Source organism: Streptomyces sp. NPDC088387, assembly GCF_044753385.1.
Classification (GTDB): Bacteria; Actinomycetota; Actinomycetes; order Streptomycetales; family Streptomycetaceae; genus Streptomyces.
Window position 1 is genome coordinate 41,823 of record NZ_JBIVNC010000006.1, and the last position, 14,237, is coordinate 56,059.

Genomic DNA, 14,237 nt, shown 5'->3' on the forward strand with positions numbered 1-14,237 from the left:
CTCACCGCTCCCTGACCAGCGCCGCGTACACGCCGCCGCGCGCCACCAGCTCGTTGTGCCGCCCGCGTTCCACGATCGCGCCGTGCTCCAGGACCACGATCTCGTCGCTGTCGCGCACGGTGCTCAGCCGGTGCGCGATCACCACACACGCACAGCCCCGGCGGCGCAGGTTGTCCATCACGACCAGTTCGGTCTCCGCGTCGAGCGCGCTGGTCACCTCGTCGAGGACGAGGATGCTCGGCCGGCGCACCAACGCCCGCGCGATCTCCAGTCGTTGCCGCTGCCCGCCGGAGAAGTTGTGGCCGTCCTGCTCGACCCGGCTGTGCACACCGCCCGGCCTGCGCACCACCACGTCCCACAGCGCCGCGTCCTTCAGCGCCTCCACCACGGCCTCGTCCGGGATCGACGGGTCCCACAGCGCCACGTTGTCCCGGACCGAGCCCTCGAACAGGAACACGTCCTGGTCCACGAAGGACACCGACGCGGCCAGCGCCCCGCGCGGAATGTCCTCCAGACGCTGTCCGTCGATCCGGATCACGCCCTCCCACGGCATGTACAGGCCCGAGATCAGCCGGGACACCGTCGACTTGCCGCTGCCCGAGCCGCCGACCAGCGCCACCTGCTGTCCCGGGCCGACCGTCAGGTCGAAGCCGGTGAGCAGCGGTTTGTCGAGCGGGCTGTAGCCGAAGGTGATGTCCTCCAGCTCGACATGGCCGTGCAGCCGGCGGGTGGAGTCGCCGCCGGGGCGGTCGTAGACCGGGTCGGCGCGGAAGTTCTCCACGTCCTTCAGCCGGGCCACGTCCGCCGCGAAGTCCTGGATCCGGCCCGCGACCCCGTTCAGCCGGGTCAGCGGCGCCGTGAACCGGGTCACCAGCGCCTGGAACGCGACCAGCAGACCCACCGAGATATGACCCTCGATCGCGCGCATACCGCCGATCCACAGGATCAGCGCGCTGTTCAGCATCGCCAGGGTCGGTGCGACCACTCCCAGCCAGGCGCTCGGCACACCGAGCCGCTGCTGCTCCTCCAGGGTGGTGGCGTGCTGCCCGGCCCACCGGCGGAAGTAGCCGTCCTCGCCGCCGGTCGCCTTCATCGTCTCGATCAACTGAAGCCCGGAGTAGGCCGTGTTGGTGAGCCGCGCGCTGTCCGCCCGCAGCTTCGCCGTGCGGGTCGCCCGCAGTTTGATGACGATCCGCATGGCCAGGATGTTCAGCAGGGCCACACCGATGCCGACGAAGGTGAGCTGCGGGTCGTAGGTGTAGAGGAGCAGGGCGTAGACCACCACGACCACGGCGTCCACACCCGCCGCCGCCAGGTCGCGGGCGAGCGTCTCGGACACGGCGTCGTTCGACTGGAGCCGCTGCACCAGGTCGGCCGGGCTGCGCTGGGAGAAGAACGTGACCGGCAGCCGCAGCAGATGGCGCAGGAAACGCGCACTGGACAGCGTGGAGGAGATGATCCTGCCGTGGTGCAGGTTGGCCTGCTGGAGCCAGGTCAGCACCACCGTGAGCAGCACACAGGCGCCCATGGACGCGAACAGCACGTCCAGCAGTGACGTCTGCCCGCCGATCAGGAACATGTCGATGTAGGTCCGGCTGAGAGCGGGCACCGCCGCCCCGACCAGGACCAGCAGCAGGCTCGCCAGGACGGCGGCCGGCATGGTGCCCGCGGTGCCGCGCAGCCGGCCCGGCATCGCACGCCAGACGCCGGGTTTACGGCCGCCGCGCGCGAAGTCGTCGTTCGGCTCCATCGTCAGCACCACACCGGTGAAGCTGCCGTCGAAGTCCTCCATCGGCACAAAACGCCGGCCCTTGCCGGGATCGTTGACGAACACACCCCGGCGCCCGAAACGGCGGCCCATACCGTCGTAGACGACGTAGTGGTTGAACTCCCAGAACAGGACGGCCGGTGCCTTGACCTCGGCGAGGGCCGCCAGGTCCATCTGCATGCCCTTGGCGGTCAGGCCGTAACTGCGGGCCGCCTTCAGCAGATTGCTCGCGCGCGAACCGTCCCGCGAGACACCGCACGCGATCCGCAGCTCCTCCAGCGGAACGTGCCTGCCGTAGTGGCCGAGGACCATCGCGAGGGAGGCGGCGCCGCACTCGACGGCCTCCATCTGGAGCACGGTCGGTGTCCGCACGGTCCCGCCACGCGGTTTGGGCACCCTGCGCCTGGGCGGCGCGGAACGGCGTCTGCTCCGGGTCTCCTGGGCGGTGGTCACGGCAGCAGCCAATCGACGGGTCGCTGATCGGCCAGCCGGATCGAACCCGTGGCCATGGTCATGGAGGTGAGCGGATACGGCGGCCCGTCCGCCGACGACCACCTGTACCCGCTCTCCGTGCCGGACGACCTGTCCAGGCGCACGGTCACGGCGACCGGGCGGCCGTCCTTGGTGAACTGGTCGCCGAGCCCGCTGTCACCGAGGAACGCGGCGATCTGCTGCGCCGACTGCGGGGAGCGGTCCACCGACTTCACCCGGCCGCGCAGCACGCCGTACTCCTGGCTCGGCACGGTCTGGACGGTGAGGTCGACCCTGGCGTTCGCGGGGATCGTGGCGGCGCTCTCGGCGGGGACGTACACCGTGGCGTACAGCGGGTCGCCCGCGCGGGCGACCTTCTCCACCGCGGCGACGTTCGCGCCGGTGGAGATGATCTGGCCGACCGTCGCGGCGAGCGCGCTGACCCGCCCGGCGGCGACGGTACGGACCTCGCTCTCGCCCTCGGCCGTACGGACCTTCAGTACGGGGGCGTCCGCGGGCAGCCGCTCGCCCTGCTTCGCCAGGACCGCGGTCACCTGGCCGGCCACCGGGCTCTGGAGTATGTAACTGCCCTCGCCGTGGGAGAGGACGGCGGGCGCGCTCACCGTGGAGGTGACCGAACCGGACACCGCCCACACGGAGGCGGCGGCCATCGCGACCACGGTCACCGACAGCACGAGCCAGCCCTGGGGGCGGGCGAGACGCACCGGAAGGTCGAGCTCCTCCGGCGACTGGAGCTTGGCGAGGGCCTGCTGACGGAACTGCACGGTTGATCCCTCACCGGTCCACAGGAGTGATTCGCGGGTTCACAAGGGCGATTCGAGACATCCGTGAGTCCCGGAACCGCGGGGCGGTTCCGGGACTCGACGGTGCGACCGGTGCGATCAGAGACCGGCGACCAGGTTGGTGACCGGGGCGGTGTTCAGGCCGGTCACACCCTCGACCGTGCCGACGACGGTGTCGAGGATGCCGGAGACCGGGGCAATGCTGTCCACCGCACCGGTGATGGTGTTGACGGCGTTGACGGAAAGGCCGCCGGAGACGTTGTCGAGCTCGGCGTCGGAGATCTCGACGGTCTCAACCTGGGGGGTGGAGTTCATGGGGGAACTTCCCTTCGTATGGATATTCACAAGGGGGGAGCGGCCCCCTCTGGGGACAGATGACGGCCGCGGCCGTCAGGCGCGGAGTGCTCCTTGCGGGGCATCCCCACGGCCCTGGCGGTGCGATGGATCAAAGCACGCCCCGACCCGGGGCAGCCAATCAAACAACCGTCCCACCAGGGCACTTGAGCCCCAGAGGTGACCAACCGTGCAGGGCCGCGCACGGCATGGTGGCGACTTCTTCACAAGGCTTGTCGATTTACCGCGGACCCGATCTTGGAATACCGGAGGCGAATCCGGCACTCCGGTCAGAAAGGGAGTCGGCGGGGGCTCGCGCATGTGGAGAAGCTCTGACTCCGGTGCGCCCGTTGGGTATTCGATGTGCAGATTCGCCGAATACAGGATTCGCGGACGAGTTCACAGCAGGTCGTGTGCGACCGATCGCGGAACGTGTTGGACCGGGGCTGTCCGCCGATGCGCGGATCTCCGCGGGGGTGCCGGGACGCGGGCCGCCGACTCCGGCGTGTGCGAACGGAATTGAACGCACCGCGCGCCCCGTGCGTACCAGTGGCCATCCAGGCGCCCCATCCGCTGCCGCCCCCCGGCAGCTGACCCCGTCCCCAGGAGGTCGAGTAGTTTGAGTCACAAGCGAATTCCGAAGCGCAAGGCCGCGATAGCGGTGGGCGGCGTCGCGGCGCTCGGAGCGGCGGCCATCCTGCTGCCCAACGCCAACGCCTCCCAGGACGGCGCGTCGGAGGACGCGGCGCCCCGGACGTTCAAGGCGGGGGACGCCACGGGCCTGGCGTCCCGGCTGGGCGGACTGCTCGGCGACTCCTACGCCGGCGCCTACTACGACGCCACCACCCGGCAGCTGGTCGTGAACGTCACCGACGGCGACGGTCAGGGCACCAGCGAGCTGGAGCAGGCCGGCGCCACCGTGCGCCAGGTCGACAACAGCAGCACCGAACTCGAGTCGGCGGCGCAGACCCTGAAGTCCGAGGCGACCATCCCGGGCACCTCCTGGGCCGTCGACCCGCGCACCAACAAGATCCTCGTCACCGCGGACTCCACGGTCACCGGCGCGAAGTGGGACCAGCTGGAGTCGACGGTCCAGTCGCTCGGCTCCGGCACGGCGACCATCAACAAGTCCGCCGGCACGTTCAAGCCCTTCCTCGCCGGCGGCGACGCCATCTTCGCGGGCGGCGCCCGCTGCTCGGCCGGCTTCAACGTCACCGCCGGTGACGGCACTCCGGCCTTCCTCACCGCGGGCCACTGCGGTGTGGCGGCGGAGCAGTGGTCCGACGCGCAGGACGGCGCCCCCATCGCCACCGTCGACCAGGCGGTCTTCCCCGGCGACGGCGACTTCGCACTGGTCAAGTACGACGACCCGGCGACCGTCGCGGCCAGCGAGGTCAACCTCGGCGACCAGACCGTCGCGATCACCGAGGCCGCCGAGGCGACCGTCGGCCAGCAGGTGTTCCGGATGGGCAGCACCACGGGACTCGCCGACGGCCAGGTCCTCGGCCTCGACGCCACCGTCAACTACCCGGAGGGCACGGTCACCGGCCTCGTCCAGACCGACGTCTGCGCCGAGCCCGGCGACAGCGGCGGCTCCCTGTTCACCCAGGACGGCCTCGCGATCGGCCTCACCTCGGGCGGCAGCGGCGACTGCACCGTCGGCGGCGAGACCTTCTTCCAGCCCGTGACCACCGCCCTGGAGGCGGTCGGCGCGACGCTGGGCGCCGGTGACGCGGGCGCCGGTGACGCGGGTGCCGGTGACGACGCCGGCGCCGGTGCGGAGGAAGGCGCGGGCGCCGGTGAGGAGGCCGGCGCGGGTGACGACGCCGGTGCCGGCGAGGACCCGGGCGCGGGCGACGGTGCCGTCGAGGACCCGGGCGCCGTCGAGAACCAGGACGCCGTCGGCGAGCAGGACCTCGGCGACCTGATCGCCGACATCATCAACGGCCTGGAGCGCCAGGGCGGCCAGTCCTCCCTGACCGGGACCCGCTGACCCACCCTCACCTGCGGTCAGTGGAAGTGGTCCGGCCCCTCGGCGGGAGGGCCGGATCACTCGGCGTTCACCCCCGGCCCGTCACCCCGTGGCGCGCAGCACCAGCAGCGCCACGTCGTCGGGCCGCTCGCCCCCCGCCGCACCCCCGCCCATCAGCACCTCGGCCAGCCCGTCCAGCGGCAGGTCACCTGCGCGCGCGAGCCGCCCGCCCAGATCGGTCAGGGCGTCCTCGATGTCCACCCCCGGCGACTCGATCAGCCCGTCGGTGTAGAGGACGAGCACCGAACCCGCAGCGAGATCCACCTCCGTCGTCGGATAGCTCGCCGTACCGTCGATGCCGAGCAGCGGGCCACCCGCCAGATCCAGCACCCGCACCTGTCCGTCGGGCCGTCTCAGCAGCGGCGGCGGATGACCGGCACGGGCCATCACGGCCCGCCCGCGCGCCGGATCGAGCCGCAGATACAGACAGCTCGCGAACAGGTCCGAACCCAGCTCGATCAGCAGCCGGTTGGTGCTGCGCATGACCTCGTGCGGCGGCTGCCCGACCGTCGTGTAGGCCCGTACTGCCGTACGGATCTGCCCCATCAGCCCCGCCGCCGTCACGTTGTGCCCCTGCACGTCGCCGATCACCGCCGCCGCGCCGCCCGGCGCCGGCACCAGGTCGTAGAAGTCGCCGCCGATGTCCATACCGCGGGTCGCCGGCAGATAGCGCGCCGCCGCGGCCACCCCCGGCAGCCGGGGCAGCGAGTGCGGCAGCAGCGCCTCCTGAAGCCCGTGCGCGAGCTGGTGCTTGGCGTCGTACAGCAGCGCCCGCTCCAGCGCGAGCGCGATCAGCCCGCTCAGACTGCTCAGCACGGCCCGCTCCTCGGTCGGGAACGGATGCGCCTCCGAGTAGGCCAGCACACAGGTACCCACCGGGCGGCCGGAGGCGATCAGCGGCAGATAAGCCCAGGCCGCGAAGCCGTCCGGGGTGCGGTTGCGCAGCGGATACAGCCGCTCCAGATGGTCCCGGGACTCGAAGAACGCGGGCACCCCGCTGTTCAGGGCGTGCACCCCCGGCGTCGGCTCCGACAGCGGGGTCCCGTCGAAACGCTCCACGACTCGCGGGTCCGGATAGCCGTGCTGGCCCAGCACGTGCAGCCGGCCCGCCCGGGACCCCAGCAGGACCACCGCCTGACTGCCCGCCGCCGGCCCCACTTCGTCCGCCACCAGCTGCACCACGTCCCGCACACTCGCCGCCTCCGTCAGCGCCCCGGCCAGACTCAGCACCTGCGAGATGGTGATCAGCCGCGAGGGCGCGTCGTCCTCGCGCGGCCCTGCCCGGCCCAGCTCCGCCACCGCCCGCGCCCGGCTGATCCGCACACTCAGCCCCGTCCGGCTCGGATACAGCCGGAACGACAGCCAGTCGCCCGGCGGCCGCAGCGCCACGAACGACGTGACGTGCTGACTGAGCAGCGCGGCCCGGTAACGGTCCTCGTACACCGGATCGTTCAGCCACGGCACGGCCGCCCACAGCTGGGTGCCCAGCAGCCGGTTCACCGGCACCCCGATCAGCTCCGCCGTCGCCGGGTTGGCGAACCCGATCCGGCCGTGCAGATCCAGCGAACAGATCCCGTACGGCAGCCGCGCCGCCATCCGTACCGCTTCGACCGAACCCAGCGTCCCGGCCATGCCCCCGACGAGCTGAGCCCCCGGCAGGTCTGGCTCCGGAAGCACCGGCAGACTCTCGGCCGCCGCCCGCTCCAGCCGCACCGCCAGCCGGTCGCACGCCGCCGTCAGCTGCTCCCGCTCCCGGTCGGAAAGCTCCTGGGGGTGCGCGCCCGGCCAGGTCACGAAGACCGCGCCGTACACCGTGGACTCCGTCGCCACCGGCAAAGCGGCCAGCGCGAAGGGATACGGCAGGACCACCGAGACCCGCGGATACAGCCGGGCCATCTCCTCCTCGCCGCCCACCCACACCAGCCGCCGCTCACGCACCGCGTCGGCGACCGGGATCGGCGCGCTCAGCCCCACCCGCTCCCACGGCGCGGCGAACGCCCGCGGCAGCCCGGCCATCACCGCCATCTCCAGCACCGGCTCGTCCTCCGCCAGCAGATACACCGCCCCGGAGTGCGCGTGGGCACCCTCGATCATGGTGGCGAGCGCCAAGGACAGCAGCGGCCGTCCGGCCGGGCCCCTCGGCCGCCCGGTGGCCTGCCCGTCGGACATGCCGACCACCTCCTCGACCGGCCCCGGGACGGATCCACGGGACGGATCCACCGGGCGGGTCTGCGGCACGGGCTTACAGGCATCAAATCTGCCCCCGTGCCGTCCGCCGCGCACGGCGAACGGCCGTCTCGCGGGCCCACCACGTTCACAGGGGCTGCGCACGGGCGTCATAAGCGCTGTAATACGGACGTGGTCAGAGAGGGCGCTACGGAACGCAGAACACGGGTGCTGCGCGCCGAAGCCGCACTGAAAGCGCTCACGGCCGACCCCGATTCGCCCGAACGGCGTCACCGGGTCCTCGAACAGGCACTCGTCTTCACCGGTGCCACGTTCGTCGCCGTGTACACCCCGGGCGAGGAGGGCGATCGGCTGCGCCTGATCGAGTCCGCCGGAGTGCCCCGCGGGCTGTACGGGCTCCGTGACGGCTACACCGTCGACGGACACTCCCCGGTCGCCGACGCCTACCGCACCGGCCGCCCCGTCTGGCTCGGCCCCGCCGAACTCGCCGAGGAGCCCGAGGCCCGGCGCACCCCCTTTCGCGACTACTTCCTCGCCGCGCTGCCCGCCCACCACGGCGACGAACGCGGCTGTCTGCTCGCCGTCGGCGAGGCACCCGGCGGCTTCGACCCCGACGCCCGCAAGTGCCTCGAACTGATCGCCGACGCCGTCGCCTGTCCCGCCCCCGGCCGGGCGGCCGCCCGCGGGGAACTCGCCACGGACGCGTTCGCCCTCGCCATGGACACCGGCCGCGTCGAGGTCGGCGACGACATCCTCGACCTGTTCGGCCTCGGCCCCGAGGACTTCGACGGCCGGGTGGAGACGCTGCTCGGCCACACCGTCCCGGAGGACCTGCCCTCCCTGATGTCCGTCGTCGAGGCCGGCCACATGTCCATCGGCGAACGCGAACTGGAGTTCCGCGTCCTCAGACCCTCCGGGCCACCGCGCTGGCTGCGGCTGCGCGGCCGGCTGCTGCCCGGCGGCAAGGGCCGCCCCGCCCAGCTCGTCGGCACCGTCGCCGAGGCCTCCACGACCCGCTCCGACGTCAGCGACGTGGCCCGTGTGCAGCGCCTCGCCGCCGCCCTGGCCACCGCCGGGACCGTCCGCGACGTCAGCCACGCCGTCGTCGCCGCGCTGCGCCGGCCGCTGCGGGCCGACCGGATCGCCCTCGCCGAGCTGGAGGGCGAGCGGCTCGTCGTCACCGTCCTCGACCCGCCCGAACCGGAGGCCTGGCCCGAGCTGTGGCGGCTGGAGTGGCGCACCGAATGGCCCGACGCGCCGGTCCGGGCCATGCCCACCCTCGCCGCCGCGCTGCGCGAGGGCCGCGCCCAGATCTGGCCCGCGGGCGCCACCGCCCTGGAGCCCGCCCTCGCCGAGGTCGGCCCCGGCGGCCTCGCCGTGCTGCCGCTGCCCGCCGGCACCCGGATGGCCGGAGCCTGCCTCATCGGCTGGGACACCCCGCACGACTTCGGCCCCGACGAACGCGCCCTGCTCACCGCCTCCGCAGGCCTCGCCGGACAGGCCCTGATGCGCGCCCACGCCTTCGACGCCGAGCACGAACTCGTCGGCATGCTCCAGCGCCAGCTGCTGCCCCGCCGGCTGCCCCAGCTCCCGGGCGCCACCGCCGTCGCCCGCTACCTGCCCGCCACGGCCGGCCTGGAGGTCGGCGGCGACTGGTACGACGTCATCCCGCTGCCCGACAACCACGTCGCCCTCGTCATCGGCGACGTCCAGGGCCACAGCGCGGCCGCCGCCACCCTGATGGGGCAGATGCGCACCGCCCTGCGCGCCTACGCCACCGAGGGGCACCCGCCCGACGTGGTCGTCTCGCACGCCAACCGGCTGCTCCTGGAGATGGAGACCGACCTCTTCGCCACCTGCTGCTACGTCGACGTGGACACCGAGGAGGGCTCCGCCTGGTGTGTGCGCGCCGGCCATCTCCCGCCGGTGCTGCGCCACCCCGACGGCACCACGGAGATCGCCGAGGCCGAGGGCGGCCCGCCGCTCGGTGTGGTCGCGCAGGCCGACTTCCCGATGACCCTGCTCGGGCTCCAGCCCGGCACTCTGATCGCCCTGACCACGGACGGCCTGGTCGAGTCACCCGACACCGACATCGACGACGGCCTCGACCGGCTCGCCCGCGACCTGGCCGGCTCCGACCCCGCCCATCTCGGCCTGGTCGCCGACACCCTGCTCGTCGGCGCCCAGCGCAACGACGACGTCGCCCTGCTCCTCATGCGCTACGACGGTCTCGCCGTCCGCCCCCGGCGCGAGAGCTGGACGGTGTGGCGGGTCCCGGAGGCGGTGCGGCACGCCCGCCGCTTCACCCGGCGCACCCTGCGCGGCTGGGGTGTCACCGAGGAGGCCGACGCCATCCTGCTCGTGGTGTCCGAGCTGGTCACCAACGCGCTCGTGCACACCGACGGCCGGGTCCGCCTCGACCTCACCCTGGTGGGCAGCCGGTTCCGGGTGGCGGTGGCCGACGCCTCCCCGCGCAGCCCGGTCAAGCCGACGAGCATCGGCTGGGAGGCCACCGGCGGGCGCGGACTGCTGCTCGTCGAGGCGATGTCGGCGACCTGGGGGACCGTGCCGGTCAGCGGCGGCAAGCAGGTCTGGAGCGAGATCGGGCTGAGCGGACGGTGAGACCGCGCGTCAACACGGGTCCCGCCGCCGACCTCCCGCGCGCCCGGGACACCGGACGGGCGCGCGCCCGTCGCCGGGGCGCCGCTCACAGGTGACATCCGGGGAAACAAAGGCCGGAATGGAGCGGTACGGAACTACAACGGACCGTCTCCATTCCGGTCGTTCCCCGGCTAAGGTGTGCCAGATGAAGGCACTCGTGCTGTCCGGCGGCGCCGGGACACGCCTCAGGCCGATCACGCACACCTCGGCCAAGCAGCTCGTCCCGGTCGCCAACAAGGCCGTGTTGTTCTACGGCCTGGAGTCCCTGGCGGACGCGGGGATCACCGACGTGGGCGTGGTCGTCGGCGACACCGCGGAGGAGATCCAGGAGGCCGTCGGCGACGGATCGAAATTCGGCCTGCGGATCACCTACATCCCGCAGGAGCGGCCACTCGGGCTGGCCCACGCGGTACTGATCGCCCGCGACTACCTCGGCGACGACGACTTCGTGATGTACCTCGGCGACAACTTCATCGTCGGCGGCATCACCTCCCTCGTCGAGGAGTTCCGCGCCAGCCGCCCCGACGCCCAGATCCTGCTCACCCACGTGGCCGACCCGCGGGCCTTCGGCGTCGCCGAGCTGGACCCGTCCGGGCAGGTCGTGCGGCTGGAGGAGAAGCCCGAGCACCCCAAGAGCGACCTCGCCCTCGTCGGCGTGTACCTGTTCACCCCGCTGATCCACGAGGCGGTGCGGGCCATCGAGCCGTCCTGGCGCGGCGAGCTGGAGATCACCCACGCCATCCAGCACCTCCTCGACAACGGCTCCGACGTCCACTCCACGGTCATCCACGGCTACTGGAAGGACACCGGGAACGTCGTCGACATGCTGGAGGTCAACCGGATCGTCCTGGAGGGCCTGGACCGTCGTATCGACGGCGAGGTCGACGAGGCCTCCGAGACCATCGGACGGGTCGTCGTCGAGGAGGGCGCCAAGGTCGTCGGCTCCCGCCTCGTCGGACCGGTCGTGATCGGCTCCGGCACGGTCGTCGAGAACTCCTACGTCGGACCCTTCACGTCCGTCGCGGAGAACTGCCGGATCAGCGAGAGCGAGCTGGAGTTCTCCATCGTGCTGCGCGACTCCTCCATCGACGGCGTCGGACGGATCGAGAACTCCCTGATCGGCAGACACGTCGAGGTCACGCCGGCGCCGGCGGTGCCCAGCGCCCACCGGCTCGTCCTCGGCGACCACAGCAAGGTGCAGATCCACACATGAGAGCGGTACGGGCCGTGCGCACAGCCGCGACCCCAGACATGACCAAGGTGCAGATCCCTTCATGAACCTCCTTGTCACCGGCGCCGCCGGGTTCATCGGCTCCACCTACGTGCGCGGGCTGCTCGCCCGCAACGGCGGGCCGAAGGTCACGGTGCTCGACAAACTCACCTACGCGGGCTCCCGCGACAACCTGCCGGAGTCACACCCCCGGCTGGAGTTCGTGCACGGCGACATCTGCGACGCGCCCCTCGTCGACCGGCTCATGGCGCACGCCGACGAGGTCGTGCACTTCGCCGCCGAGTCCCACGTGGACCGCTCGATCAACGGCGCCGCCGACTTCGTCCGCACCAACGTGGTGGGCACCCAGACACTGCTGGACTCGGCGCTGCGCCACGGTGTGCGGACCTTCGTGCACGTCTCCACCGACGAGGTCTACGGCTCCATCAAGACCGGCTCGTGGCCCGAGGAGCACCCGCTGCGGCCCAGCTCGCCCTACTCCGCCTCCAAGGCCTCCTCGGACCTGCTGGCGCTCGCCTACCACCACACACACGGCATGGACGTCCGCGTCACCCGGTGCTCGAACAACTACGGACCGCACCAGTTCCCCGAGAAGGTCGTCCCGCTGTTCATCACCAACCTCCTCGACGGCCGCAAGGTGCCGCTGTACGGCGAGGGCCTCAACGTCCGCGACTGGCTGCACGTCGAGGACCACTGCCACGGCATCGAACTCGTCCGCACCAAGGGCCGGCCCGGCGAGATCTACAACATCGGCGGCGGCACCGAACTCACCAACAAGGAACTCACCGCCCTGATCCTGGAGGTCTGCGGAGCGGGCTGGGACATGGTCGAGCACGTCGCCGACCGCAAGGGCCACGACCTGCGCTACAGCGTCGACTGGACCAAGGCCCGCACCGAACTCGGCTACCGCCCGCTGCACGACTTCGAGACCGGGGTCGCCACCACCGCCGGCTGGTACCGCTCGCACCGCGCCTGGTGGCAGCCGCTCAAACAGCGGGCACAGCTGCCGCCCGGCAAGAGCCAGGAGCAGCCGCTCAAGCAGCCCGTGGAGCAGTCGTGAAGTGGCTCGTCACCGGCGCCGGCGGCATGCTCGGCCGCGACACCGCCGACGCGCTCGCCTGGCACGGCGAGCAGGCCGTGGCCCTGGACCGGGCCGCGCTCGACATCACCGCGCCCGAGGACATCGCCCGCGTCTTCGCCGAGCACCGCCCCGACCTCGTGGTCAACTGCGCCGCCTACACCGCCGTCGACGACGCCGAGACCGACGAGGCACGCGCCCTCGCGGTCAACGGCGACGGACCGCGGCTGCTCGCCGAGGCCTGCGCCACGACCGGCGCCCGGCTGCTGCACGTCTCCACCGACTACGTCTTCTCCGGCGAGGCCCGCACCGCGCCCTACCCCGAGGACCACACCCCGGCCCCGCGCACCGCCTACGGCCGCACCAAGCTCGCCGGTGAGCGCGACGTCCTCGCCACCCTGCCGACCGCCTCCGCCGTGGTGCGCACCGCCTGGACGTACGGCGTCCACGGCCGCAGCTTCGTGCGCACCATGCTCGACCTGGAGTCCCGGCGCGACACCGTCGACGTCGTCGACGACCAGCGCGGACAGCCCACCTGGAGCGCGGACGTCGCCGAGGCCCTGGTGGCGCTCGGCCCCCTGATCGGCCCCGCCACGCACGGCGTCTTCCACGCCACCAGCGCCGGCGAGGCCACCTGGTACGACCTGGCACGCGAGGTGTTCGCCGGTGCCGGAGCCGACCCGGACCGGGTACGCCCCACCAGCAGCGCGGCCTTCTCCCGGCCCGCGCCGCGCCCGGCGTACAGCGTCCTCGCGCACGGCCGCTGGCGGGACGCCGGCCTGCCGCCGCCGCGCGACTGGCGCACCGCTCTGCACGAAGCACTGCCCCTGATCGTCAAGGAGTCCCTGCGTGAAACGCCATGAGTTCCTCCGGGGCCTGCACAAGGCCACCGCGAACCGCAACTACCTGGAGATCGGCGTCAACGACGGCCGCAGCCTCACGCTGTCGCGTGTCCCCAGCATCGCCGTCGACCCGGCCTTCAAGGTGGTCTCGGAGATCAAGTGCGACGTCCATCTGGCGAAGGCCACCAGCGACGACTTCTTCGCCCGTGACAACCCGCTGGCCCACCTCAAGGGCGGCCGGCACCCGCTGCGCAACCTCCGCCGGGGCCGCAGCCCGCTCGGCCACTGGCGCCGCACCACGCTCGACCTGGCCTTCATCGACGGCATGCACCTCTTCGAGTACGCGCTGCGCGACTTCATGAACATCGAGCAGTACTCCGACTGGGCCAGCGTGATCGTCTTCGACGACATGCTGCCGCGCAGCATCGACGAGGCCGCCCGCGACCGGCACACCAACGCCTGGACCGGCGACGTCTACAAGCTCGTCGAGATCCTCAACCGGCACCGCCCGGACCTGGTGACCGTGCTCGTCGACACCGAACCCACCGGCCAGCTCCTGGTGTTCGGCGCCGACCCGAAGAACACCGTGCTGCGCGACAAGTACGACGAGATCATGGCCGAGTTCGAGGTGCCCGACCCGCAGAAGGTGCCCGAGGCGATCCTGGAGCGTGTGCAGTCGGTGCGCCCGGACGACCTGCTGTCGGCGGGCTTCTGGCGCCCGATGGCCCGCGCCCGCAACATCGGCGCGAGCCGCCCGCGCGGCTGGCCCCCGCTGCGCCGCGCCCTGGAGGAGTTCGGCGTCAACCGCTAGACGCAGCGGGGTCCTGCGGT

10 protein-coding genes are annotated in these 14,237 nt (G+C 72.2%); 6 read left to right on the forward strand and 4 right to left on the reverse strand.

Annotation, left to right across the window (positions count from 1 at the left end):
- Position 1: 1 nt before the first annotated feature.
- The 3 genes from ACIQAC_RS17440 to ACIQAC_RS17450 form a co-directional block, all read right to left on the reverse strand.
- A complete protein-coding gene (locus tag ACIQAC_RS17440; protein ID WP_402191834.1) occupies positions 2-2,221 on the reverse strand; it encodes an NHLP family bacteriocin export ABC transporter peptidase/permease/ATPase subunit in 2,220 nt (739 codons plus the stop codon).
- Positions 2,218-3,024 (reverse strand): HlyD family efflux transporter periplasmic adaptor subunit, encoded by an 807-nt coding sequence (locus ACIQAC_RS17445; protein ID WP_402191835.1) that lies wholly within the window; start codon positions 3,022-3,024, stop codon positions 2,218-2,220. The genes ACIQAC_RS17440 and ACIQAC_RS17445 overlap by 4 nt, the downstream gene beginning before the upstream one ends.
- Before the next feature lie 117 nt (positions 3,025-3,141).
- Positions 3,142-3,357 (reverse strand): type A2 lantipeptide, encoded by a 216-nt coding sequence (locus ACIQAC_RS17450; protein WP_402191836.1) that lies wholly within the window; start codon positions 3,355-3,357, stop codon positions 3,142-3,144.
- 637 nt (positions 3,358-3,994) lie between these two features.
- Here ACIQAC_RS17450 and ACIQAC_RS17455 point away from each other — a divergent pair.
- Positions 3,995-5,368: a S1 family peptidase gene (locus ACIQAC_RS17455; protein WP_402191838.1), complete on the forward strand. Its 1,374-nt coding sequence runs from the start codon at positions 3,995-3,997 to the stop codon at positions 5,366-5,368.
- A gap of 81 nt (positions 5,369-5,449) precedes the next feature.
- On the opposite strand, the gene ACIQAC_RS17460 is transcribed toward ACIQAC_RS17455, so the two are convergent.
- Complete coding sequence (locus tag ACIQAC_RS17460) at positions 5,450-7,576, reverse strand: SpoIIE family protein phosphatase (protein ID WP_402191840.1); 2,127 nt, start codon at positions 7,574-7,576, stop codon at positions 5,450-5,452.
- A gap of 189 nt (positions 7,577-7,765) precedes the next feature.
- Between ACIQAC_RS17460 and ACIQAC_RS17465 the strand changes: the two genes are divergently transcribed.
- The 5 genes from ACIQAC_RS17465 to ACIQAC_RS17485 all read left to right on the forward strand — a co-directional run bounded on the left by ACIQAC_RS17465 (position 7,766) and on the right by ACIQAC_RS17485 (position 14,217).
- A complete protein-coding gene (locus tag ACIQAC_RS17465; protein ID WP_402191841.1) occupies positions 7,766-10,216 on the forward strand; it encodes a SpoIIE family protein phosphatase in 2,451 nt (816 codons plus the stop codon).
- A gap of 184 nt (positions 10,217-10,400) precedes the next feature.
- Positions 10,401-11,468 (forward strand): glucose-1-phosphate thymidylyltransferase, encoded by a 1,068-nt coding sequence (locus ACIQAC_RS17470; protein ID WP_402191842.1) that lies wholly within the window; start codon positions 10,401-10,403, stop codon positions 11,466-11,468.
- Between the two features lie 61 nt (positions 11,469-11,529).
- Positions 11,530-12,546, forward strand: a complete 1,017-nt coding sequence (gene rfbB, locus ACIQAC_RS17475; protein ID WP_402191844.1) for a dTDP-glucose 4,6-dehydratase — start codon at positions 11,530-11,532, stop codon at positions 12,544-12,546.
- Positions 12,543-13,427, forward strand: coding sequence for a dTDP-4-dehydrorhamnose reductase (rfbD, locus tag ACIQAC_RS17480; RefSeq protein ID WP_402191845.1), 885 nt, complete (start codon positions 12,543-12,545; stop codon positions 13,425-13,427). Before rfbB ends, rfbD begins: the two co-directional genes overlap by 4 nt.
- A complete protein-coding gene (locus ACIQAC_RS17485; RefSeq protein ID WP_402191846.1) occupies positions 13,414-14,217 on the forward strand; it encodes a class I SAM-dependent methyltransferase in 804 nt (267 codons plus the stop codon). Before rfbD ends, ACIQAC_RS17485 begins: the two co-directional genes overlap by 14 nt.
- The last annotated feature ends 20 nt before the right edge of the window (positions 14,218-14,237 follow it).

Excerpts from the sequence above, each read along its gene's own strand:
- rfbB (WP_402191844.1), top strand. The coding sequence starts at position 11,530 with ATGAACCTCCTTGTCACCGGCGCCGCCGGGTTCATCGGCTCCACCTAC.
- ACIQAC_RS17450 (WP_402191836.1), bottom strand. The coding sequence starts at position 3,357 with ATGAACTCCACCCCCCAGGTTGAGACCGTCGAGATCTCCGACGCCGAG.
- ACIQAC_RS17470 (WP_402191842.1), top strand. The coding sequence starts at position 10,401 with ATGAAGGCACTCGTGCTGTCCGGCGGCGCCGGGACACGCCTCAGGCCG.
- ACIQAC_RS17460 (WP_402191840.1), bottom strand. The coding sequence starts at position 7,576 with ATGTCCGACGGGCAGGCCACCGGGCGGCCGAGGGGCCCGGCCGGACGG.